This window comes from Planomonospora parontospora (assembly GCA_014647935.1).
Taxonomy (GTDB): Bacteria; Actinomycetota; Actinomycetes; order Streptosporangiales; family Streptosporangiaceae; genus Planomonospora; species Planomonospora parontospora.
The window spans coordinates 68,028-87,592 of record BMQD01000020.1; the positions used below are offsets into that span (position 1 = coordinate 68,028).

The following is a 19,565-nucleotide window of genomic DNA, read 5'->3' on the forward strand; positions in this document are numbered from 1 at the left end:
TCCGGACGGCCCGCACCCCGCCGCCGGGGTGCGGGCCGTCCGCCGCGTCCGGGTCCGGAGAGGCGGCCGACGGGCCGAGCCGGTGAACGCGGCCCGGACGGGTCACGGGTCATCCGGAAGATCACGATTTGCCCCATGGCTCCCTGTCCGGGCCGGGGAGTTGGAAGAATCTCGGTCCGGCGGACGTGGACCGAGCAGAGAGCCTTTCATGAGCCCTTCGACGAGCACCGAGACCGACATCTACCACCCTTCGCTGTACGAGACCGCCATGCCCTGGGAGCGGTACGCCCGGCTGCGGGCGGACGACCCCGTCCACCGGCACGCCGAGCCCGGCGGCCCCGGTTTCTGGGCCGTCATGCGCCACGCCGACATCCAGCACGTCTCGCGGCATCCCGAGGTCTTCTCGTCCCGCGCCGGGGGCGTCATGGTCCCCGACGCGAGCGAGGAGCAGCTCTCCCGGAACCGGCTCATGATGCTCTTCCAGGACCCGCCGGAGCACACCGCCACCCGCGCCGTCGTCAACCGGGGCTTCACGCCCCGGATGATCGGGAAGCTGGAGGAGCACATCCGCCAGATCTGCCACGAGCTGGTCGACGCGGCACTGGCCCGCGACTCGGTGGACTTCATCGCCGACATCGCCGCGCCGCTCCCGCTGTACGTGATCTGCGAGCTGCTCGGCGCGCCCGCCGAGGACCGGGAGAAGATCTTCGCCTGGTCGAACGCGATGATCGGCGCCGACGACCCCGACTTCGCCGGCCAGGACACCGCGCCGATCTTCGAGCTGCTCGCCTACGCCTCGGCGCTCGGCGCCCGGCGGCGCGAGGAGCCGCGCGACGACATCGTCAGCAAGCTCGTCGCCCCCGCCGAGGACGGCTCCAGCATGGACGACCTGGCCCTCGGCGTGTTCGTGGTGCTGCTGGCCGTCGCGGGCAACGAGACGACCCGCAACGCCGCCTCCGGTGGGCTGCAGGCCTTCTTCGACCACCCGGACCAGTGGCGGCGGCTGCTGGAGGACCGGTCGCTGCTGCGCACGCTTCCCGACGAGGTCATCCGCTGGGTGTCCCCGGTGATCACCATGCGCCGCACCACGCTCACCGAGACGGAGCTCGGCGGCAGGACGATCCCGGCGGGGGAGAAGGTGGTGCTCTACTACCCGTCGGGCAACCGCGACACCGCCGTCTTCCCGGACGCCGACGTCTTCGACATCGGCCGCGACCCCAACCCGCACGTCGGCTTCGGCGGGGGCGGCCCGCACTTCTGCCTGGGCGCCCACCTGGCCCGGATGGAGGTGCGGGTGCTGTTCGAGGTGCTCGCCGAGCGCACCCCCGGCATCGCCCCGGCCGGTACGGCCCGGCGGCTCCGCTCCAACTTCGTCAACTCCATCAAGGAGATGCCCGTCCGGCTCCGGCTGTGAGCGGCATCACACGAGATGTCGGGAATGGAATGACAGGAACGGCGTGTTGACGCCGACGTGAACGCGGCGCCCGACATCGAGGCGGCCCGGCCGGCCGGCCGGGCCGCCTGTCGTGGCGGGCGAATGCGCCGAATGCGCTGTCGGGCCGTGGAGACACCCCGCACGCGCTGAGACCCGCCCCGCCCGTTCCCTCCCGCCGAGAAGGCCCCGCCGACATGACCTGCCCCGCGGACACCCTCGTCCTGCGCCGTCTGAGCCACCTGCCCTTCCCTCCCGGCACGCGCTAGCCGTACCCCCGCCGAAGTCCTTTCTCCGTGCTGAACCGTTCCGTGTTGGGGGAACCGCTGTGATCGATGTGTCGGGCCTGCGCAAGGTCTATCGAGATAGGGGGCGCGAGGTCGTCGCCCTGGGAGGGGTCGACCTGCGCGTCCGCGAGGGTGAGATCTTCGGCGTGCTCGGGCAGAGCGGCGCCGGCAAGAGCACCCTGCTGCGCTGCGTGAACCTGCTGGAGCGGCCCACCGAGGGCACGGTCTCCGTGGCGGGCCAGGAGCTGACCGCGCTGCGGGAGGGCGAGCTGCGCCGGGCCCGCCAGCGGATCGGGATGATCCACCAGCACTTCGCGCTGCTGTCCTCCCGGACGGTCGCCGGGAACGTGGCCTTCCCCCTCGAGGTGATGGGCGTCGGGCGGGCCGAGCGGGCCCGGCGGGTCGCCGAGCTGCTGGAGCTGGTCGGCCTGGCGGACAAGGCCGGAGCGCACCCGGCGCAGCTGTCCGGCGGGCAGAAGCAGCGCGTCGGCATCGCCCGGGCGCTGGCAGGCAACCCGTCGGTGCTGCTCTCGGACGAGGCCACCTCGGCGCTCGACCCGGCGACCACGCAGTCGATCCTGTCCCTGCTGCGGAACCTCAACCGCGAGCTGGGGCTCACCATCCTGCTGATCACCCACGAGATGCACGTGGTCAAGGGCATCTGCGACTCGGTGGCGGTCATGCGCGACGGCCTGGTCGAGGAGTCCGGGGCCATCCCCGAGCTCATCGCGCGGCCCGGCTCCCGCCTCGCCGCGGAGCTGTTCCCGCTGCCCCGGCCCGAGGCCGGGAACGTCACGATCACCTTCACCGGGCAGGCCGACGAGCCGGTGGTCTCGGAGATCGTGCGCAAGTTCGACGTCGACGTGAACATCCTCGGCGGGGTGCTGGAGGAGGTGGCGGGCGTCTCGGCCGGCCGCCTGCGGGTGCGCCTGACCGGCGGCGAGCGCGAAGCCGCCCTCGACTACCTGACCGAGCGCGGCCTGCTGGTGGAGGTGACCCCGTGACCTGGGACGAGATGAGCCCCCTGCTGCTGGAGGCCACCGGGCAGACCGCCCAGATGGTCGTCTGGTCCACGCTGTTCACCGTGCTGTTCGGGCTGCCGCTCGGCATCGCGCTGGTCGTCACCGACCGGGGCGGGCTGCTGCCCTCCCCGGTGCTGAACCGGGTGCTCGGCCTGGTGGTCAACCTCGGCCGGTCGCTGCCCTTCATCGTCCTGATGATCGCGGTGATCCCGCTGACCCGCCTCATCGTGGGCACCACCATCGGCACGTTCGCCGCGGTCGTCCCGCTGACCCTGGGCGCCGCGCCGTTCTTCGCCAGGCTGGTGGAGACCGCGCTGCGCGAGGTCGGCCGGGACACCGTGCAGGCGGCCCAGGCCATGGGCGCCGGACGCGGGACCATCATCGGCAAGGTCCTGCTCCCCGAGGCGATGCCCGGTCTGGTGGCGGGGCTGACCGTGACCGTGGTGGCGCTGATCTCCTACTCGGCCATGGCCGGGGCGATCGGCGGCGGCGGCCTCGGCGACCTGGCCATCCGGTACGGTTACCAGCGCTTCGAGACCACGCTCATGGTGGTCACGGTCGTGGTGCTGGTCGTCATCGTCCAGCTGGTGCAGACCCTGGGCGACGTCGTCGCCCGCCGTCTCGCCCGGCGCTGAACCCCATCGCTCCCCAGGCGGTCCGCCACGAGGGATATCCTGGGTTTTCCTATCTACAAATAGGGTTTTACTCACCGAAGGAGCGCACAGTGCGCAGATTGTTCGCCATCGCGTCCGCCGCGACCGCTCTCGTCCTCACCCTGGGCGCCTGCGGTTCCAGTGACTCCGGCACCGCCGGGGACGCCGCGGGCAAGGCCTCCGCGCCCGCCGCGGGCGAGGTGCTCAAGGTCGGCGTCAGCCCGGTCCCGCACGGCCAGATCCTCAAGTTCGTCAAGGACGAGCTGGCCGCCAAGGAGGGCCTGAACCTGGAGATCGTCGAGTTCACCGACTACGTGCAGCCGAACGTGCAGCTCCAGGACGGCGAGCTCGGCGCCAACTTCTTCCAGCACCGGCCCTACCTCGACGACTTCAACGCCTCCAAGGGCACCAAGCTGACCTACGTCCAGGACGTGCACCTGGAGCCGCTGGGGCTGTACTCCAAGAAGCTCAAGGCCGTGACCGAGCTCGCCGACGGCGCGACCGTCGCGGTGCCCAACGACGCCACCAACCTGGGCCGCTCCCTGAAGCTGCTGGCCGACAACGGCGTGGTCACCCTGAAGGAGGGGGTCGGCACCGCCGCCACCGAGCGCGACGTCACCGGCAACCCGAAGAACCTGAAGTTCCAGCCGCTGGAGGCCGCGCAGTTGCCCCGCTCCCTGGAGGACGTGGACGCCGCCGTCATCAACGGCAACTACGCGCTCGAGGCCGACCTCAAGCCCGCCTCCGACGCGCTGGTGCTGGAGAAGGCGGAGGGCAACCCCTACGCCAACGGCCTGGTCGTGGCCGCCGGCCACGAGCAGGACCCGCGCGTGGCCAAGCTCGCCAAGCTGCTCTCGGGCGCCGAGGTGAAGCAGTTCATCGAGCGGACCTACAGCGGTTCGGTCGTTCCGGTGAACGCGGGCTGAGAACCGGCGGGACCCCGGACCGGAGATCCTTTCACGGCGCTTCACGCAAGATCGGGAAAAAGCGCTTATCGGATTTCCGGTCCGACCTCGCCGTTTAAGCGGCCTGTAAGCGGGCGGCAATCGGGTGGACATACAACGGGAGCGTCAGAAAATCCTCATTCCCGAGAGGTTCCCTCAGATGCGATTCGCCACCCGTATCCTCGTCGGCGCCGGCGCGGCCACCCTCCTGGCCGTGGGCGCCCCCGTCGCGGCCAACGCCGCCACCCCCATCGAGAACGCCGCCACCGGCCCCGGCGGGGTCTCCGCCTCGCCGTACTTCTCCGACCACTGGGGCCCCTACGCCTCCGCCAACCACAAGGCCGTGGCCCAGGGCAAGGTCCAGGTCACCAAGGAGTCGAAGAAGCAGGGCTACTGGAAGAAGTATCCCAAGGTCGTCAAGAAGTGCTGGTGGAAGAACGGCCACAAGAAGTGCGCCTGGATCAAGACCTGGCAGAAGAAGTGGGTCTGGAAGTGGGTCCACGAGTACGACTACACCGTGCACGGGAAGCTCACCAACCACAAGTGGTGGGGAAACCCGAAGTACCGCTGCTCGTGGGCGACCTTCAAGATCGAGGGTTTCGACGGCTCGACCTCCTTCAAGAGCTTCAAGAACTGCGGCAAGCCCGCGAAGTTCTACTCCTTCAGCGGTGAGGGAGCGCAGGAGATCTCCGTCAAGGTGAGCCGCGGCAACCACTTCGGTCCCAAGGGCTACTACGGCGGCTGGGAGAACGTCTACAGCCACGCCTGATCGCACGGCCGCACCCGTCCGGTAGTACCCGGCGACACCCGATGACACGGGGCCGCGACCTCCTGAAGGAGGCCGCGGCCCCGTCCGGCGTTCCGGGGTAAGCGGGCACTTCCCGCGGATCATCGAACCGAGTAACGTTCGGTTATGCATCCGGGAGCCATCGCAGCCGTTTCGCCCGACAAGCCCGCTGTGATCATGGCGGGCTCCGGACGGGTCGTCACCTACCGCGAGCTGGACGAGGAGTCCAACCGCCTGGCCCAGCTGTTCCGCGCCTCGGGCCTGCGCCCGGGCGACCACGTCGCCTTCATGCTGGAGAACCACCCGCTCTTCCTGGCGGTGGCCTGGGCGGCGCACCGGTCGGGCCTCTACTACACCGCGATCAGCTCCCGGCTGACGGCCGGAGAGCTCGCCTACATCGTGGACAACTGCGAGGCCAGGGTCTTCATCTCCTCCGCGGCCCTCGCCGACGTCGCCACCTCGATCACCGTGGCCACCCCCCGGGTCGAGATCCGCCTCATGCTGGACGGCACCGCCCCCGGTTTCGCCTCCTACGAGGAGGCGGTCGCCGCCCATCCGCCGACGCCGGTCGAGGACGAGTGCCAGGGTGCGGACATGCTCTACTCCTCCGGGACCACGGGCCGGCCCAAGGGCGTCAAGCCGGCCCTGCCCGCCGCCTCCCTCGACGAGCCCGGCCCGCTGCTCCAGCTGGTCCAGTTCCTCTTCGCGCCCTCGGCGGAGAGCGTCTACCTCTCCCCGGCGCCGCTTTACCACGCGGCCCCCCTGCGCTACTGCATGAGCTTCCAGCGCCTGGGCGCGACCGTCGTGGTGATGGAGCGGTTCGACCCCGAACGGGCGCTCGCGCTCATCGAGGAGCACCGCGTCACCCACTCCCAGTGGGTGCCGACCATGTTCATCAAGATGCTCAAGCTCCCGGAGGAGACCCGCGCCGCGTACGACCTGTCGTCGCTGGCGTGCGCGATCCACGCCGCCGCACCCTGCCCCGTCCCGGTCAAGGAGCAGATGATCGACTGGTGGGGGCCGATCGTCCACGAGTACTACGCGGGGACCGAGGGCAACGGCTTCCTCTACGTCGGCCCGGAGGACTGGCTCAAGCACAAGGGCACCGTGGGGCGCGCGCTCCTCGGCGTGGTGCACGTCTGCGACGAGGACGGCGAGGAACTGCCGCCGGGCGAGCACGGCACGGTCTACTTCGACAAGGGGCCGCAGTTCGTCTACCACGGCGACGAGGACAGGACGAGGGCGTCCAGGGATCCGAAGGGCCGGGGTTGGACGACCCTCGGCGACATCGGCTACCTGGACGAGGAGGGCTTCCTCTACCTGACGGACCGGCGCTCCTACATGATCATCTCCGGTGGGGTGAACATCTACCCGCAGGAGGCGGAGAACGTGCTCGCCGTCCACCCCGAGGTCGCCGACGTGGCGGTCTTCGGCGTCCCGGACGAGGAGATGGGCGAGCAGGTCAAGGCCGTCGTCGAGCCGGCCTCCATGGACCGGGCCGGGCCGGGGCTGGAGGCCGAGCTGATCGCCTACTGCCGCGACCGGCTGGCGCCGTACAAGTGCCCTAGGTCGATCGACTTCCGCGAGGAGCTTCCCCGCCACCCCACGGGCAAGCTCTACAAGCGGGTCCTGCGCGACGAGTACTGGCCCGCCAAGTCATGATTTTTTATCTTTCGTACGGCCTCCGCCCGGGCCTCTGACCACGGCTGATAAAGCGGCCGTCAGGAGGCGCGGATCATCCCGATCACGCCCTTAACCAGCTCTTACGCCCCTCCGCGCAGGATATGGACACCGGAGAGAACCGGTCGTCGCCGTGGTGTCCACGGAGGGACGCAGGACTGGGGGATGAACGAGATGGACGACAAGAAGAACGAGCAGGACACCACCCCGATCGAGGCGGCCTCCGGCGGCTGGAGCCAGTTCGGCGCGGAGCCGCCCCGGGCCGGGGGGTTCCCGGGCGGCCGTGCCGCCGGAGCCGCCGGGGCCGCCGGGCAGGGGCGGACCGCCCCGCTGCCGTCGCTGCCTCTCGGCGCACCGGCCGGGGTTCCGGCAGGGACGCCCGCACCGCCCGTCGGGGCTCAGCCGCTCGGCACGCCCGCCGGATCGCCGTCCGGACCGGTCGCGCCGCCGGTGACGCCGTCCGGGGCCCCGGCAGGGCCCGCGGCGCCCGTCACAGCGCCCGTCACAGCGCCCGTCACGGTGCCCGCCCAGCGGGGCCGGTTGAGCGGGATGCAGAAGCTGGGGGCGGGGCTCGCGCTGGCCGCCATGGCCGTGGGCGGTGGAGTGGCGGGGGCCTTCGCCGCGACCGCCCTCGACGACGGCCCCGCGCTCGTCTCCTCGGCGGCTCCGGTGGTCAGCGCCGCCGGCAATGTGGCCACGGTCGCCGACGTCGCCGCGGCCGTCCAGCCCGCGGTCGTCTCGATCGAGGTCAAGACGGCCGCCGGAGGCGGGGAGGGCTCGGGTGTGGTGCTCTCCGCCGACGGACTGATCCTGACCAACAACCACGTCGTGGGCTCCGCCGGCCAGGACGGCCGGGTGACCGTCAAGTTCAGCGACGGCAGGACGGTCTCGGCCAGGATCGTGGGCACCGACCCGGCCACCGACCTGGCGGTCATCAGGGCCGAGAACGTCTCCGGCCTCACGGCGGCCTCGCTCGGCGACAGCGACCGGCTCAAGGTGGGCGACTCCGTCCTGGCCATCGGCAGCCCGCTCGGCCTGTCCGGCTCGGTCAGCGCGGGCATCGTCAGCGCGCTCGACCGGACGGTGACCGTCGGCGGCGAGCGGGAGCAGCAGCTCCCGCCCGGCTGGGGCGGCGACCGCCGGCAGCAGAGCGCCGCGCAGGTCACCACCATCGGCGGCGCCATCCAGACCGACGCGGCGATCAATCCCGGCAACTCCGGCGGGGCGCTGGTCGACTCCTCCGGGCGGGTGATCGGCATCAACACCGCCATCGCCACCAACGGCGGCGACGGCAGCATCGGCGTCGGCTTCGCCATCCCGATCAACACCGCGCGGCAGGTCGCCGACCAGCTCATCGAGACCGGCAAGGTCGTCCACGCCTTCCTGGGCGTCGGTCTCGCCGACGCCACCGGTGACACCGCGGGCGCACTGGTCGGCCAGGTCACCGAGGGCAGCCCGGCGGCCCAGGCGAGGCTGCGGCAGGGCGACGTGATCACGAAGATCAACGACACCGCGGTCGAGGACGGGGACACCGTGGTGGGAGTGGTGCGCGGGCTCAAGCCGGGCGACAAGGTCACCCTCGTCTACCTCCGCGACGGCCGGAGCCAGACCGTCACCGCGACCCTGGTCCAGAAGACCGGGGAATGACCTGACGGGCCGTACCGCCGGGGTCGCCGCGACCCCGGCGGCACGCCCGGCGGTACGGCCCGGGTCCGGTCCGGTTCCGGTCCGGCCGCCCCGGGGGCGAACGGCTCCGTGGCCCCCGCCCGCGGGGGCGGCCGAAGGCCGGGCGAACGGCGCCGCGGTCCCGCCTCCGCACCGTGGACCGCGGCCGGCGGATCACCGGCGCAGGGGTCGCGGGCCGCGGGGGACGAGGGGGACGGCGAGCAGCGGGGCAGCGGCGGCGAGCGCCCACACCGCCTGCCAGGAGGCGGCGTCGAGGACCACGGGGATGAGGAGCGGGGTGAGGAACGCGGCGGCGAAGACCGTGGTGCCCTCCAGCCCGAGGGCCGTCCCCGCCCGGTCCGCGCCCGCCATGGCGGCGATCTCGGTGTAGGCGACACCGTGCCAGGCGTTGGCCAGCAGGCCGCCGAGGGCCAGGGCGGCGACGGTCAGCGGGGTGGGCGCGTGGGTCAGGACGGCCGCGCCGGCCATGGCCACCGCGGTGAGCGTCCCGATGCCGCGGATGAGGGTGCGGCGGCCACCGTGCCGGTCGCCGTGCCGGTCGCTGTGCCTGCCGGTCCAGATGCGCGCCGCGCCGCCCCCGAGCTGGGCGATCAGGACGGTCAGGCTGGCCAGTGCCACCCCGGCGCCCTTGGCGTCGTGGAGGAAGACGGCGGTGAAGGACAGCACCGCGAACTGCGGGACGGTGAGCAGGCCGCTGGCCAGGGCCAGCCGCCAGACGTCCCAGCGGAGCAGGGGTGAGCGCCCGGCCCCGGCCCGCTCCGCCGCCGGGGCGGGTTCCTGGTCCGGCCCGTGCAGCCAGCGCCAGGCCGCCGCGGCGGACAGCAGGCAGAGTGCGGCCGGAACCGCGTAGGCCGCGCGGAAGCCGTACGCCGAGGCCAGCCACGGCAGCAGGGCGACCCCGACGGCGCCGCCCGCCGGAATCGCGGTCTGGCGGATGCTCATGGCGAAGCCGCGGTTCCCGTCGGTGAACCAGGTCATGATCGCGCGGCCGGAGGAGGCGTTGACGCTGCCGCCCAGCGCCCCGGCGGCCAGCATGCATGCGGCCAGCATCGGCACTCCGGCCCGGTCGCCGGGTGTGACGGCGGTGGCCATCAGCGCCAGCAGCGAACCGGTGGAGACCAGTCCGACGAGCAGGATCCGCCGGTCGCCGAACCGGTCGGTCAGCAGCCCCCACGCGATGTCGGACACCGCCACGCCCAGCCCGAGGCAGCCCAGCACCAGGCCGAGCGTGCCGGTGGACAGCCCGTAGCCGGCGCGCATCGCGATCCCGGTGACCGGGATGCCGGAGAACATGGCCGAGAAGCTCGCCTGCGCGGCCACGCCCACGGCGAGGACGATCCAGCGGTGGCGGGGGCCGTACCGCCGTGGTGCGCGGGCGGATGCGGCCGCCGTGCCGGTGGAGACCGGGAGCGCCATGGGCTTCCCTCCATGAAGTAACCGTAAAGAACGGTTACTCACTCTGGCAGCCTTCGAAATAACCTGTCAATGCGGTTACTATGGGGCGATGGAGTTCACCTTCGTGAGTGGGAACCTCGGCCTCGACCTGGCCGGGACGGTGGGCCGGCGCCGGACCGGACGCGTCGATCTGCTGGCGACGCCGGCGGATCTCGCCCGGTGGACGGTCGCCGCGGGGCTTCTCGACACCGAGCCCGCCGTGAGCGACGAGGATCTGGCCCGGACGGCGGCGCTGCGCGAGGCGGTCTACCGGCTGGCGTCCGCCGCCCGCGCCGGCTCGCCGTTCGAGGCGGCCGACCGCGAACTGCTCAACCGCGCCGCGGGCCGGGCGCCGGCCGGTGTCAGACTGCGCGACGACGGCGGGCTGGAGCGGACCGGCGATCTGGAAGCCGCGCTGGCCACCACGGCGCGGGCCGCCGTCGAACTGCTCGGCGGCCCCCGCGCCGTGCTGATCCGCGAGTGTGAGGCGTCCCCCTGCACCCGCCTCTACGTCGACTCCTCGCACCGGCGTTCCCGCCGCTGGTGTGACATGCGCGGCTGCGGCAACCGCGCCAAGGCGGCGGCGTTCCGGGCACGGGACCGCCGGGACGGGCAGGGCGCGCCCGCGCCCGGCCGGACCACGGGCTGAGCCCGCCGCCGCGCCGCGGGGCGGCGGGACGACGGGTTCACGGGCCGTTTCGGAATCCCGGGCCGTCCGAGGCGTCTGAGGAGCCCGAGGAGCCCGAGGAGTCCGAGACGTCCGGGCTTCCGGGCCGTTCAGGATCTCGTTCTCCGAGGCCCGGCGCGGAGGGGCTCAGGAGAAGCGGCGGCCCTCGTCGCGGCGGTAGGCCCAGACCGCCAGCGCTCCGGCGACCGCGACCCAGACGGCGAACATGGCCGTCGCCAGCGGCCGGGGCGAGCCGTACCCGACCGCGGCCCAGACCAGCTCGACCGCGCCCCGGCTGGGCAGGAAGGGTGCGACCGCGTCGATGAAGGCGGGGGCGTCCATCGGGTTCGTCAGCAGGCCGCCGCCCACCGCCATGGGGAAGAACAGCAGCTGCACGACCGCGATCGCCGCCTTGGACGGCAGCGCGTACCCGATGAACAGGCCGAGCAGCTGGAACGGGACCGATCCGAGCAGCAGGGCGCCCACCCCCAGGACGAGCTGGACGGGGGTCACGGTGGCCTCGGTGAACAGCGCGGAGATGACGAGGACCGGCAGCACCCCGACGAGCGTGAAGAGCAGCGAGTTGAGGATGCGGGCCCCGAGCCTCGGCCACGGCCCGGCGGGCAGGGTGCGGGTGTAGGGGTCCCAGGGCTGGACCCGGTCCTCGGCGACGCCGATGCCGTGGGTGAACAGGGCGCTGGACATCACCGCGAAGGTCATCATCGAGGCGGTGGCCAGGGTCGCCCCGACCGGGTGGTCTCCGGCGAACGGGACCACGAAGAACAGCATCGAGGCGGCGGGGAAGAAACCGTTGCCGATCAGCGCGATCGGCACCCGTACGGTCTCCATGAACTGGTACCGGGTGTGGGTGAGAAGGAGCGACATGGGGCCTCTCTCGGAGAAGGGGGACGGCCGGAGGGCGCTCGCGTCGGGGCGGGCGCGGCCGGAAAGGCTCCCGGGAGGAGCGGACGCGGAAGCGGGGTGCGGTCAGGGGCGTGCCGGGCGGGGCAGGGCAGGGCGGGGCGGGGACGACGTGCGGCCGGAGACCGGGGGCGGGACCGGGTCAGGCCGCCTCGGAGCCTGCGGTGATGGTCAGGAACGCCTCCTCCAGGGAGGTGGGCCGGACCTCCAGGCCGGAGAAGGGCACGTCGGCGCGGACCAGCTCGCGCACCAGCGCGTCGGCGTCGGAGGTGAGCAGATGGGTCCGGTCGCCCTCGCGCTCCACGCGCAGGACCCCGGGCAGCGCGGGCAGGTCGCCGGCCGTCAGGGTGACGCGGCGGACGCCGGCGATGTCACGCACCTGCTCGGTGGTGCCGTCGGCCAGGACCCGGCCCTGCCCGATGACCACGACCCGTTCGGCCAGTGCCTCGACCTCCTCCAGATAGTGGCTGGTGAGCACCACGGTGCCGCCGCCGGAGTGGAAGTCCCGGATGGCGTCCCACAGCGCCCGGCGCGCCTCGACGTCCAGTCCCGTGGTCGGTTCGTCGAGGAAGACCAGCCGGGGGTCGCCGACGAACGCCAGCGCCACCGCGAGCCGCCGCTTCTGCCCGCCCGAGAGCCCGCCGACCTGGCGCCGCTCCAGCCCGGACAGGCCGAACCGCTCCAGCAGCGCCCCCCGGGCGACGCTCCGCGGGTAGTGGGCGGCGACGAAGTCCACGATCTCCCCGACCCGCAGGGTCGCCGGCAGCCCGGTCTCCTGCGGCGTGACGCCGATGCCGCGCCGCCGTACCGGATCGGCGGGGGAGCCGCCGAGCAGCTCGACGCGGCCCGAGGTGGGCCTGCGCAGCCCGCAGAACAGGTTGATCAGCGTGGACTTGCCCGCCCCGTTGGGGCCGAGCAGCCCGACCAGCTCGCCGGGCCGGACGCCGAGGGAGACGCGGTCCAGCGCCGTCACGTCCCCGTAGCGCCGGGTGACCTCCACGGCGCGCACCAGGGACTGCTCCGGCTCCGCGCCGGGATCCGGCGGCGAGCTCGGTGCCGCACCCGGTCCTGCGCCCGGTGCCGTTGTAGGTTCCGCCATCGCGGGACCTTCCTTTCTCGAATGTCGAACGGGGGTCAGGCGCCGGAGGGCGGCGCCGAGGTCGTGTCCAGCAGGGTGCGGATCGCCGCGGTGTACTCCTCGAAGGCGAGGCGGCCCCGCCGGGTGAGGGCGACGTAGGTGGCCGGGGTGCGGCCGCGGTGCGTCTTGACGATCTCCACGTAACCGGCCTCCTCCAGCTTGCCGAGGTGGACCGAGAGGTTCCCGGCGGTCATGCCGAGCAGGTCCTTCAGGCCGGGGAAGGCGATCTGGTCCCCTTCGGGCAGGGCGTTGAGCGTGACGACCACCCGGAGCCGGGCCTGGGCGTGGATCACCGGGTCGAGCTCGGGGGTCACCGGCGGACTCTCCTGCTGAACACCAGGCCGGCGACGATGAACCCGCCTCCGCCGCCCACCGCGATCAGCAGCGCGTGCCAGCCCGCCCCGGCGGCCGTTCCCACGGCGTTGAGCACGGCCATCCAGATGCCGACGGCGAACATCGGCCAGTCGTGCCAGACGGCGGCACCGGCCATGTAGAGAACGGAGACCAGCATGATCGACATGCTCGCCCACAGGAGGTTCCGCTCCGCCTCGGGGAGCTGGGCGGCGAACCGATCCGCGATCATCGACATGGTGAGGAATCCGGTCGGCCAGGCGAGGCCGTACATCATGCCGCGCTGCTGGGAGGCGCCTCGGACCTGGTTGCCGGTCCGCCAGAGGACGAAGGCGTTGACCGCCCCGGCCAGCAGCATGGCCCCGAAGAGCACCGCCAGTGCGACGTCTATGGAGATCGGTGCGTACGGCCTGCCGGACAGGCCGTGGTGGAGGAAGAGCGCGCCGAACCCGACCAGCCAGGCGAGCCCCCACGGCAGGTAGAGCAGCGATGTGTCGGGCACGAACCGGCGGACGGCCGCGGAGTCCTGCCGGTCGATCAACCGGAGCATCTCCTCCGGGCTCAGCGCTCGATCGTCTTCCTCCACGGCTTCCTCCTTGTCGGCACAAACCGGTTTGCATTTCAAACTTGTGGTTTGAACTGTAAACCACATTGCTCCGCCAACTCAATCCCCACGGCCGTACCAATCCGGTCCCGCCCGGACCGGGCGGCGGTACGGGGCGCCGGCCCCGCTCGCGAGAATCTCCTCGGCAGACCTGTCGATTCCGGCGGGCGCCGTACGTCATTGGAGTGCGTACGGCATCCGCCGGACGGCGTCGGAAGGGAGAACCATGAGATACGTGCTGCTGGCCGCGGGGGACGAGAGGCCCTGGGCGGAGGCCGGCCCGGCCGAGCGGGAGGAGGTCTACGCCCGGTGGGGCCGCTTCGAGGAGATGCTGACGGCCCGGAACGCGGGCCGGGGCGGCGACGAGCTGGCCCACTCCGGCACCGCCACCACGGTCAGGAAGACCGGGGGGAAGGTGGTCGTCACCGACGGCCCCTACGCCGAGGCGGTCGAGCAGGTCGGCGGGTACGTCACGATCGAGGTCGCGAGCATGGAGGAGGCGATCGAGTTCGCCGAGGCCTGCCCGTCCGACGTCGTGGAGATCCGGCCCGTCCCGGACCGGGGGTGACGGCGCGGTGAAGTACGCACTGCTGCTCTACGGGGACGAGAGCAGGTGGGCCGCCGCCACCGAGGCCGAGATCGAGGAGCTCTCCGCCGCGCACGGCCGGTTCACGGACATGCTCACCGCCCGCGGGGCCTACCTCGGCGGGGAGGAACTGGACCTGTCCACGACCGCCGTCACCGTGCGCACCGCCGGCGGGCGGACGCTGCACACCGACGGCCCCTACGCCGAGACCGCCGAGCACCTGGGCGGCTTCTACCTCGTGGAGGCCCGGGACCTGGACGAGGCGATCGAGTTCGCCACGGCCTGCCCCGAGGAGATCGTGGAGATCCGTCCCGTGGTCGAATATCAAGGGTGAGCGTGACAGCGGTCGAGCAGGCGTACCGGCGGCACTGGGCGCGCCTGCTCGCCCTGCTCACCGCCGAGCTGCGCGATCTGGACCTGGCCGAGGAGTCGCTGCAGGACGCCTTCGCCGCGGCCGTCGCCGCCTGGCCGCCGGAGCCCGGCAACCCGCCCGCCTGGCTGCTCACCACGGCCCGCAGGCGCGCGCTGGACCGGCTGCGCCGGGACGCCGTCGCGGCCAGGAAGTTGCCGCTGCTGGTCGTCGACGACCTCCCGGACCCCTCGGCCATCCCCGACGAGCGATTACGGATGATCTTCACCTGCTGCCACCCGGCGCTGTCCATGGACGCCCGGGTGGCTCTCACGCTGCGCTGCGCGGGCGGCCTGACCACCCGCGAGATCGCCCGGCTCTTCCTGGTCTCCGAGACCACCATGGCCGCCAGGATCACCCGGGCGAAGAAGAAGATCGCCCAGGCGGGCATCCCCTACCGGATCCCGGCCGGACCGGAGCTGGCCGAGCGGTGCGACGGGGTGCTGGCCGTGGTCTACCTCGTCTTCACCGAGGGGTACGCCGCCACCGGGGGAGACCGGCTCATCCGCGCCGAGCTCGCCGCCGAGGCGATCGCGCTGGGCCGGATGCTGCGCGAGCTGCTGCCCGCCGATCCGGAGGCGGACGGGCTGCTGGCGCTGATGCTGCTGCACCACGCCCGCCGGGACGCCCGGTTGGGCCCGTCGGGGGAGCTGGTCCGGCTGCCCGACCAGGACCGCTCGCGCTGGCACCGCGACGAGGTGGGCGAGGCGATCTCCCTGCTGGAGGCGGTGCGCCCGGGCGGCACCGGCGGATTCCCCGGCCCCTACCTGCTGCAGGCCGCGATCGCGGCCGAGCACGCGGTCGCCGAGCGGGCCGAGGACACCGACTGGCCCGCCATCGCCCGGCTGTACGGCAGCCTGGAGGAGGTCACCGGGTCGGCGGTGGTCCGGCTCAACCGGGCCGTGGCGGTCGCCGAGGCCGACGGGGCCGAGGCCGGGTTGGAGCTCCTCGACGGGCTGGACGGGGCGATGGGCCACCACCACCTGCTCCACGCCACCCGCGCCGAGCTGCTGCGCCGCCTGGGCCGGGACCGGCAGGCCCTGGACGCCTACGGCCGGGCGCTGGAGGCCGTAGGCACCGACCCGGAACGCGCCTTCCTGCTGTCGCGCAGGGAAGAGCTGTCCGCCCGCTGACCCCGGTCCCGGAGCGGTGCTACGCCCGGGAGACCAGGGCCTCCGACCGCCACAGGTCGCGGTAGTAGCCGGGGACCTCCACCAGTTCCCGGTGGGTGCCCCGCTGCAGGACCGAGCCGTTCTCCAGCACGACGATCTCGTCCACCTCCTCCAGGCCTCGCAGCCGGTGCGTGACCAGCAGGGTCGTGCGCCCCCGGGTGGCGTCCAGCAGGTCGGCCATGAGCGCGTCGGCGGTCTCCTCGTCCAGCGCCTCGGCCGGCTCGTCGAGCAGCAGCACGGGCGGGTCGTTCAGCAGCGCCCGGGCCAGGGCGAGCCGCTGCAGCTGCCCGCCGGAGACCGTCCGCCCGTCCTCCCCGAGCACGGTGTCCCACCCGGTCCGCTCCGCCCAGTCCTCCAGCCGTGCCCGCCGTACGGCCTCCGCCAGCGCGGCCTCGTCCGCCTCCGGCCCGGCCAGCCGGAGGTTGTCGCGGAACGAGGCCTGGAACACGTACGGGTCCTGGGTCAGGCCCGTCATGATCCGCCGGGCCTCGTCCGAGGGCAGGTCGCGCAGATCGACGGTCTTCCCGGTCCCGGTCCAGGTCCCAGTCCCGGCCCCACCGGCCCCGGCCTCGATCCCGGGCGCGTCGCCGTCGCCGTCGCCGTCGGCGTCGGCGTCGGGGCCGGTGGAACCGGAGCCGGACAGCCGGATCGCGCCGGACTCCGGCTCCACCAGGCGCATCAGGGCCGCCAGCAGGGTGCTCTTGCCCGCCCCGCTGGGGCCGACGACCGCCACCCGCTTACCGGGGGTGAGGGTGAGGGCGACGCCGTTCAGCGCCGGGGCGCGGTCCGCCGCGTGGCGGACGACCAGGTCCTCGACCTCGACCGTGAGCGGCCCGCCGGGGACGGCGGCCGGCCGGGCCGGCTCGGCGACGGCGGGCGGGGTCGCGCGGACCTCCCGCAGCCGGCGCAGGGCGGCGGACACCCCGGTCATGCGCTCGGCGGCCGTGATCATCGGCAGTAGGGGCTCGAAGCAGACCAGGGAGGTCAGCGCGAGCACGGCGGTCGCCACCGAACCGGTGCCCGACCCCTGCGCGACCAGGACCACCCCCGCGACGGTCAGTCCCTGGGCGAGCACGCCCAGGCAGGTGGCCACGGCGCCCGTGCGGGCCTGGGCCCGCTCCAGCGCGGCCAGCCGGGCGTCCGCTCCGGCGGAGGCGGCCAGGGCCCGGTCGCCCGCTCCGTAGGCGGCCAGGTCGGCCGCTCCGTGCAGCAGGTCGGCCACCCGGGCGGCCAGCTCGGCCCGGGCCGGGGCGATCAGCGCGGCTCGGCGCCGTGTGACGGCGGCGACCCCGGCGGGCAGCACCACGCCCGCCGTCAGCAGGCCGGCCGTCAGCACCAGCGCGGCCGCCGGGAGCAGGAACAGGCCGAGCACGACCGCCGCGATCCCGGTCACCAGCGCCGCGACCGCCGGGAGCAGACCCCGGACCAGCAGATCCTGCACGGCGTCGGTGTCGTCCACCATCCGGCTGAGCAGGTCGGCGCCCTTCTGGCTCGGCGGACCGGCCGGGACGAGCGCCTGGTAGAGCCGTTCCCGGGTCGTCGCCTGGGCGCGGAGCGCCACGTCGTGCCCGGTCAGGCGCTCGCCGTACCGGAGGACGCCCTTGCTCGTCGCGAACGCGCGCACCCCGACGATCGCCACGCTCAGCGCCGCCAGCGGCGGCTGCTCGGCCGCCCTGGTGATCAGCCATGCGGCCGACCCGATCAGGGCCAGTCCGGCGAGTTCCGCCGCGACCCCGGCCGCCGCCGCCAGGGCGATCCGCCCGCCCATACGTCTCATCGCGTCCCTCCGGCACCCGTCGCCACCGTGTCGCCGGAAGGCCCTGCGTCCCTGGAAGCCGTCGTGTCATCGGAAGCCGCCTCGCCACCGGGACCGGTCGTGTCAGGGGGCGTCGCGCCGCCGGGACCGGTCGTGCCACCGAGAGGAGCGGCTTCGCCGCGTGCCGCCGACGCACCGGGGGAGCCGCTGTCGGACACGATCCGGCCGCCGGCGATCCGGACCACCCGGTCGGCCAGATCGATCATCGCGGGCCGGTGGGCCACGATCACGGCGGTCCGGCCCTCGGCCAGCTCGCGGGTGGCGGCGACGATCGCCGCCTCGCTCCGGCCGTCGAGCCGGGCCGTCGGCTCGTCCAGCAGGAGCAGGTCCGCCGCGGGCCGGCAGAAGGCGCGGGCCAGCGCGACCCGCTGCCGCTGGCCGGCGGAGAGGTTCGCACCGCGCTCACCGAGCACCGTGTCGTAGCCCTCCGGCAGTTCCGTCACGAAGCCGTCCGCGTGCGCGGCCCCGGCCGCCGCCCGGACCTGCTGGAGCGTCGCCCCGGGGGAGCCGAGCCTGATGTTGTCGGCCACCGAGGCGGCGAACAGGTGGGGGCGCTGGGGCACGAACGCCAGCCGTCCGCGCCAGGCCTCCCAGCGAGCCCCGGCGTCCTCGGCGATTCCGGCGTCACGCGCCACCCGGGTTTCCGTGCTTCCGGCTTCTCCGCCGCCCCGCGTCTCCTCGGCCCCCTCGGCTCCGGCGTCTCCGCCTTCGGTTCCGGCGTCTCCGGCCCCCTCGGCTCCGGCGTCTCCGGAGGCCGCTGCGGCGGGTCCGGAGGCGGGACCGGAGAGTTCCACCCCGTCGACCAGGATCCGGCCGCTCTCCGGGGTGAGGAAACCCAGCAGCAGGTGGAGCAGCGTGCTCTTGCCCGCGCCGCTCTCGCCGACCAGCGCCACCCGCTCGCCCGGCGCGATGACCAGCGACACGTCCTCCAGCGCCGCCTCCGTCCGGCCCGGATAGCGCACCGTCACGTTCTCCAGCCGGATCTCCGGCGCCGCCGCGGGACCGGCCGGGTCGAGGGCACCGCCGCCGGCGGACCGGGGCTCGGGCTCCCTGTCGAGTACGGCGAACACGTCGTCGGCGGCGGTGACCCCCTCCATCGCGGCGTGGAACCTGGTGCCCATGTTCCGCAGCGGCAGATAGGCCTCCGGGGCCAGCAGCAGCACCAGCAGCGCGGCGGGCAGGTCGAGCGTCCCGCCCAGCAGGCGGAGGCCGATCGGGACCGCGACCAGCGCGAGCGAGAGGGAGGCGGCCAGCTCCAGCACCAGCGAGGACAGGAAGGCCACCCGCAGCGTGCGCATCGTCGCGCTCCGGTGGGCGTCGGTGACCCGCCGGATCACCTCCGCCTGGTAGCGGGCCCGGCCGAAGGCGCGCAGCGTGGGCAGGCCGCGGACCACGTCGAGGAAGTGCCCGCCGAGGCGGGACAGGGCCCGCCACTGGCGCTCGGTGACGGCCTTGGTGTGCATGCCGACCAGCGCGCCGAAGACCGGGATGAGCGGGAGTGTGACGAGCACGATCACCGCGCTGGACAGGTCGGCGAAGACCAGCCGGGCGAGCACGGCGACCGGTACGACGCCCGCCACCGCGACCGCCGGGAGGTAGCCGTTCAGGTAGGGGTCGAGGGCGTCCAGGCCGCGCCCGGTCAGCGTCACCAGCTCGCCGGAGCGGTGGGAGGTCAGCCGGGCCGGGCCCAGGTCCCGCAGCCGGGAGAGCAGCCGGTGGCGCAGGACCGACTTCACCGCGGTGGTGGTGCGACCGGCGGCGATCCCCTGGGCGAGGCCGAGCAGCCCCCGGACCCCGACGACCACCGCCAGCAGGGCCAGCGCCGGAGTTTCGAGCCTCCCGGAGAGGACGCCGGCGAGCAGCTCGGCCTGGACGAGGACGAGCAGCCCGGCGAGGACCGCCGCGGCTAGGCAGAGGGCCAGATGGCGGCGGACTGCTCGCTCGCCCCGCACCAGCCGCAGGAGATCCTTGTGCAT

Annotated in this window: 18 protein-coding genes; 11 read left to right on the forward strand and 7 right to left on the reverse strand. The window is 73.5% G+C overall.

Going from position 1 to position 19,565, the window contains the following annotated elements:
- The first annotated feature begins 208 nt into the window (after positions 1-208).
- The 7 genes from IEZ07_RS26815 (at position 209) to IEZ07_RS26845 (ending at position 8,452) form a co-directional block, all read left to right on the forward strand.
- A complete protein-coding gene (locus IEZ07_RS26815) occupies positions 209-1,414 on the forward strand; it encodes a cytochrome P450 (RefSeq protein ID WP_191897292.1) in 1,206 nt (401 codons plus the stop codon).
- Positions 1,415-1,760: 346 nt separating this feature from the next.
- Positions 1,761-2,723 (forward strand): methionine ABC transporter ATP-binding protein, encoded by a 963-nt coding sequence (locus tag IEZ07_RS26820; protein WP_191897293.1) that lies wholly within the window; start codon positions 1,761-1,763, stop codon positions 2,721-2,723.
- Positions 2,720-3,376, forward strand: coding sequence for a methionine ABC transporter permease (locus tag IEZ07_RS26825; RefSeq protein WP_191897294.1), 657 nt, complete (start codon positions 2,720-2,722; stop codon positions 3,374-3,376). The genes IEZ07_RS26820 and IEZ07_RS26825 overlap by 4 nt, the downstream gene beginning before the upstream one ends.
- A gap of 89 nt (positions 3,377-3,465) precedes the next feature.
- Positions 3,466-4,320, forward strand: a complete 855-nt coding sequence (locus tag IEZ07_RS26830) for a MetQ/NlpA family ABC transporter substrate-binding protein (protein ID WP_191897295.1) — start codon at positions 3,466-3,468, stop codon at positions 4,318-4,320.
- A gap of 178 nt (positions 4,321-4,498) precedes the next feature.
- A complete protein-coding gene (locus IEZ07_RS26835) occupies positions 4,499-5,107 on the forward strand; it encodes a hypothetical protein (protein WP_191897296.1) in 609 nt (202 codons plus the stop codon).
- 144 nt (positions 5,108-5,251) lie between these two features.
- Positions 5,252-6,787 carry an acyl-CoA synthetase gene (locus tag IEZ07_RS26840; protein WP_191897297.1) on the forward strand — a complete coding sequence of 512 codons (1,536 nt, stop codon included), beginning with the start codon at positions 5,252-5,254 and terminating at the stop codon, positions 6,785-6,787.
- Between the two features lie 183 nt (positions 6,788-6,970).
- Positions 6,971-8,452: a trypsin-like peptidase domain-containing protein gene (locus IEZ07_RS26845; RefSeq protein ID WP_239320682.1), complete on the forward strand. Its 1,482-nt coding sequence runs from the start codon at positions 6,971-6,973 to the stop codon at positions 8,450-8,452.
- 192 nt (positions 8,453-8,644) lie between these two features.
- Here IEZ07_RS26845 and IEZ07_RS26850 read toward each other — a convergent pair whose 3' ends face one another.
- The gene (locus tag IEZ07_RS26850; RefSeq protein ID WP_191897298.1) at positions 8,645-9,907 is read right to left on the reverse strand and encodes an MFS transporter; all 1,263 of its coding nucleotides are present in this window, start codon (positions 9,905-9,907) and stop codon (positions 8,645-8,647) included.
- 88 nt (positions 9,908-9,995) lie between these two features.
- Here IEZ07_RS26850 and IEZ07_RS26855 point away from each other — a divergent pair, with 88 nt between their 5' ends.
- Positions 9,996-10,574 carry a CGNR zinc finger domain-containing protein gene (locus IEZ07_RS26855; RefSeq protein ID WP_191897299.1) on the forward strand — a complete coding sequence of 193 codons (579 nt, stop codon included), beginning with the start codon at positions 9,996-9,998 and terminating at the stop codon, positions 10,572-10,574.
- Between the two features lie 165 nt (positions 10,575-10,739).
- Here the strand turns inward: IEZ07_RS26855 and IEZ07_RS26860 are convergent, their stop codons facing one another.
- The 4 genes from IEZ07_RS26860 to IEZ07_RS35985 all read right to left on the reverse strand — a co-directional run bounded on the left by IEZ07_RS26860 (position 10,740) and on the right by IEZ07_RS35985 (position 13,588).
- Positions 10,740-11,477 (reverse strand): ABC transporter permease, encoded by a 738-nt coding sequence (locus IEZ07_RS26860; protein ID WP_068893958.1) that lies wholly within the window; start codon positions 11,475-11,477, stop codon positions 10,740-10,742.
- Between the two features lie 178 nt (positions 11,478-11,655).
- Positions 11,656-12,612: an ABC transporter ATP-binding protein gene (locus tag IEZ07_RS26865; RefSeq protein ID WP_191897300.1), complete on the reverse strand. Its 957-nt coding sequence runs from the start codon at positions 12,610-12,612 to the stop codon at positions 11,656-11,658.
- Positions 12,613-12,647: 35 nt separating this feature from the next.
- A complete protein-coding gene (locus IEZ07_RS35980) occupies positions 12,648-12,965 on the reverse strand; it encodes a transcriptional regulator (protein ID WP_239320685.1) in 318 nt (105 codons plus the stop codon).
- Complete coding sequence (locus IEZ07_RS35985) at positions 12,962-13,588, reverse strand: hypothetical protein (RefSeq protein WP_239320688.1); 627 nt, start codon at positions 13,586-13,588, stop codon at positions 12,962-12,964. Before IEZ07_RS35985 ends, IEZ07_RS35980 begins: the two co-directional genes overlap by 4 nt.
- A gap of 244 nt (positions 13,589-13,832) precedes the next feature.
- Between IEZ07_RS35985 and IEZ07_RS26875 the strand changes: the two genes are divergently transcribed.
- The 3 genes from IEZ07_RS26875 to IEZ07_RS26885 are packed head-to-tail and all read left to right on the forward strand — an operon-like array spanning position 13,833 to position 15,734.
- Positions 13,833-14,174: a YciI family protein gene (locus IEZ07_RS26875; protein WP_191897301.1), complete on the forward strand. Its 342-nt coding sequence runs from the start codon at positions 13,833-13,835 to the stop codon at positions 14,172-14,174.
- A gap of 7 nt (positions 14,175-14,181) precedes the next feature.
- Entirely contained in the window at positions 14,182-14,526 is a 345-nt protein-coding gene (locus IEZ07_RS26880) for a YciI family protein (RefSeq protein WP_191897302.1), read from the forward strand.
- Positions 14,523-15,734 carry an RNA polymerase sigma factor gene (locus IEZ07_RS26885; protein ID WP_239320691.1) on the forward strand — a complete coding sequence of 404 codons (1,212 nt, stop codon included), beginning with the start codon at positions 14,523-14,525 and terminating at the stop codon, positions 15,732-15,734. Before IEZ07_RS26880 ends, IEZ07_RS26885 begins: the two co-directional genes overlap by 4 nt.
- A gap of 19 nt (positions 15,735-15,753) precedes the next feature.
- Here IEZ07_RS26885 and IEZ07_RS26890 read toward each other — a convergent pair whose 3' ends face one another.
- On the reverse strand, positions 15,754-17,550 hold the full coding sequence (locus tag IEZ07_RS26890) for an amino acid ABC transporter ATP-binding/permease protein (RefSeq protein WP_239320694.1): 1,797 nt from the start codon (positions 17,548-17,550) through the stop codon (positions 15,754-15,756).
- A complete protein-coding gene (locus tag IEZ07_RS26895) occupies positions 17,547-19,565 on the reverse strand; it encodes an ABC transporter ATP-binding protein/permease (protein WP_191897303.1) in 2,019 nt (672 codons plus the stop codon). The genes IEZ07_RS26890 and IEZ07_RS26895 overlap by 4 nt, the downstream gene beginning before the upstream one ends.

Excerpts from the sequence above, each read along its gene's own strand:
- IEZ07_RS26815 (WP_191897292.1), top strand. The coding sequence starts at position 209 with ATGAGCCCTTCGACGAGCACCGAGACCGACATCTACCACCCTTCGCTG.
- IEZ07_RS26835 (WP_191897296.1), top strand. The coding sequence starts at position 4,499 with ATGCGATTCGCCACCCGTATCCTCGTCGGCGCCGGCGCGGCCACCCTC.
- IEZ07_RS26840 (WP_191897297.1), top strand. The coding sequence starts at position 5,252 with ATGCATCCGGGAGCCATCGCAGCCGTTTCGCCCGACAAGCCCGCTGTG.
- IEZ07_RS26845 (WP_239320682.1), top strand. The coding sequence starts at position 6,971 with ATGAACGAGATGGACGACAAGAAGAACGAGCAGGACACCACCCCGATC.
- IEZ07_RS26850 (WP_191897298.1), bottom strand. The coding sequence starts at position 9,907 with ATGGCGCTCCCGGTCTCCACCGGCACGGCGGCCGCATCCGCCCGCGCA.
- IEZ07_RS26855 (WP_191897299.1), top strand. The coding sequence starts at position 9,996 with ATGGAGTTCACCTTCGTGAGTGGGAACCTCGGCCTCGACCTGGCCGGG.
- IEZ07_RS26860 (WP_068893958.1), bottom strand. The coding sequence starts at position 11,477 with ATGTCGCTCCTTCTCACCCACACCCGGTACCAGTTCATGGAGACCGTA.
- IEZ07_RS26865 (WP_191897300.1), bottom strand. The coding sequence starts at position 12,612 with ATGGCGGAACCTACAACGGCACCGGGCGCAGGACCGGGTGCGGCACCG.
- IEZ07_RS26875 (WP_191897301.1), top strand. The coding sequence starts at position 13,833 with ATGAGATACGTGCTGCTGGCCGCGGGGGACGAGAGGCCCTGGGCGGAG.
- IEZ07_RS26890 (WP_239320694.1), bottom strand. The coding sequence starts at position 17,550 with ATGAGACGTATGGGCGGGCGGATCGCCCTGGCGGCGGCGGCCGGGGTC.
- IEZ07_RS26895 (WP_191897303.1), bottom strand. The coding sequence starts at position 19,565 with ATGCACAAGGATCTCCTGCGGCTGGTGCGGGGCGAGCGAGCAGTCCGC.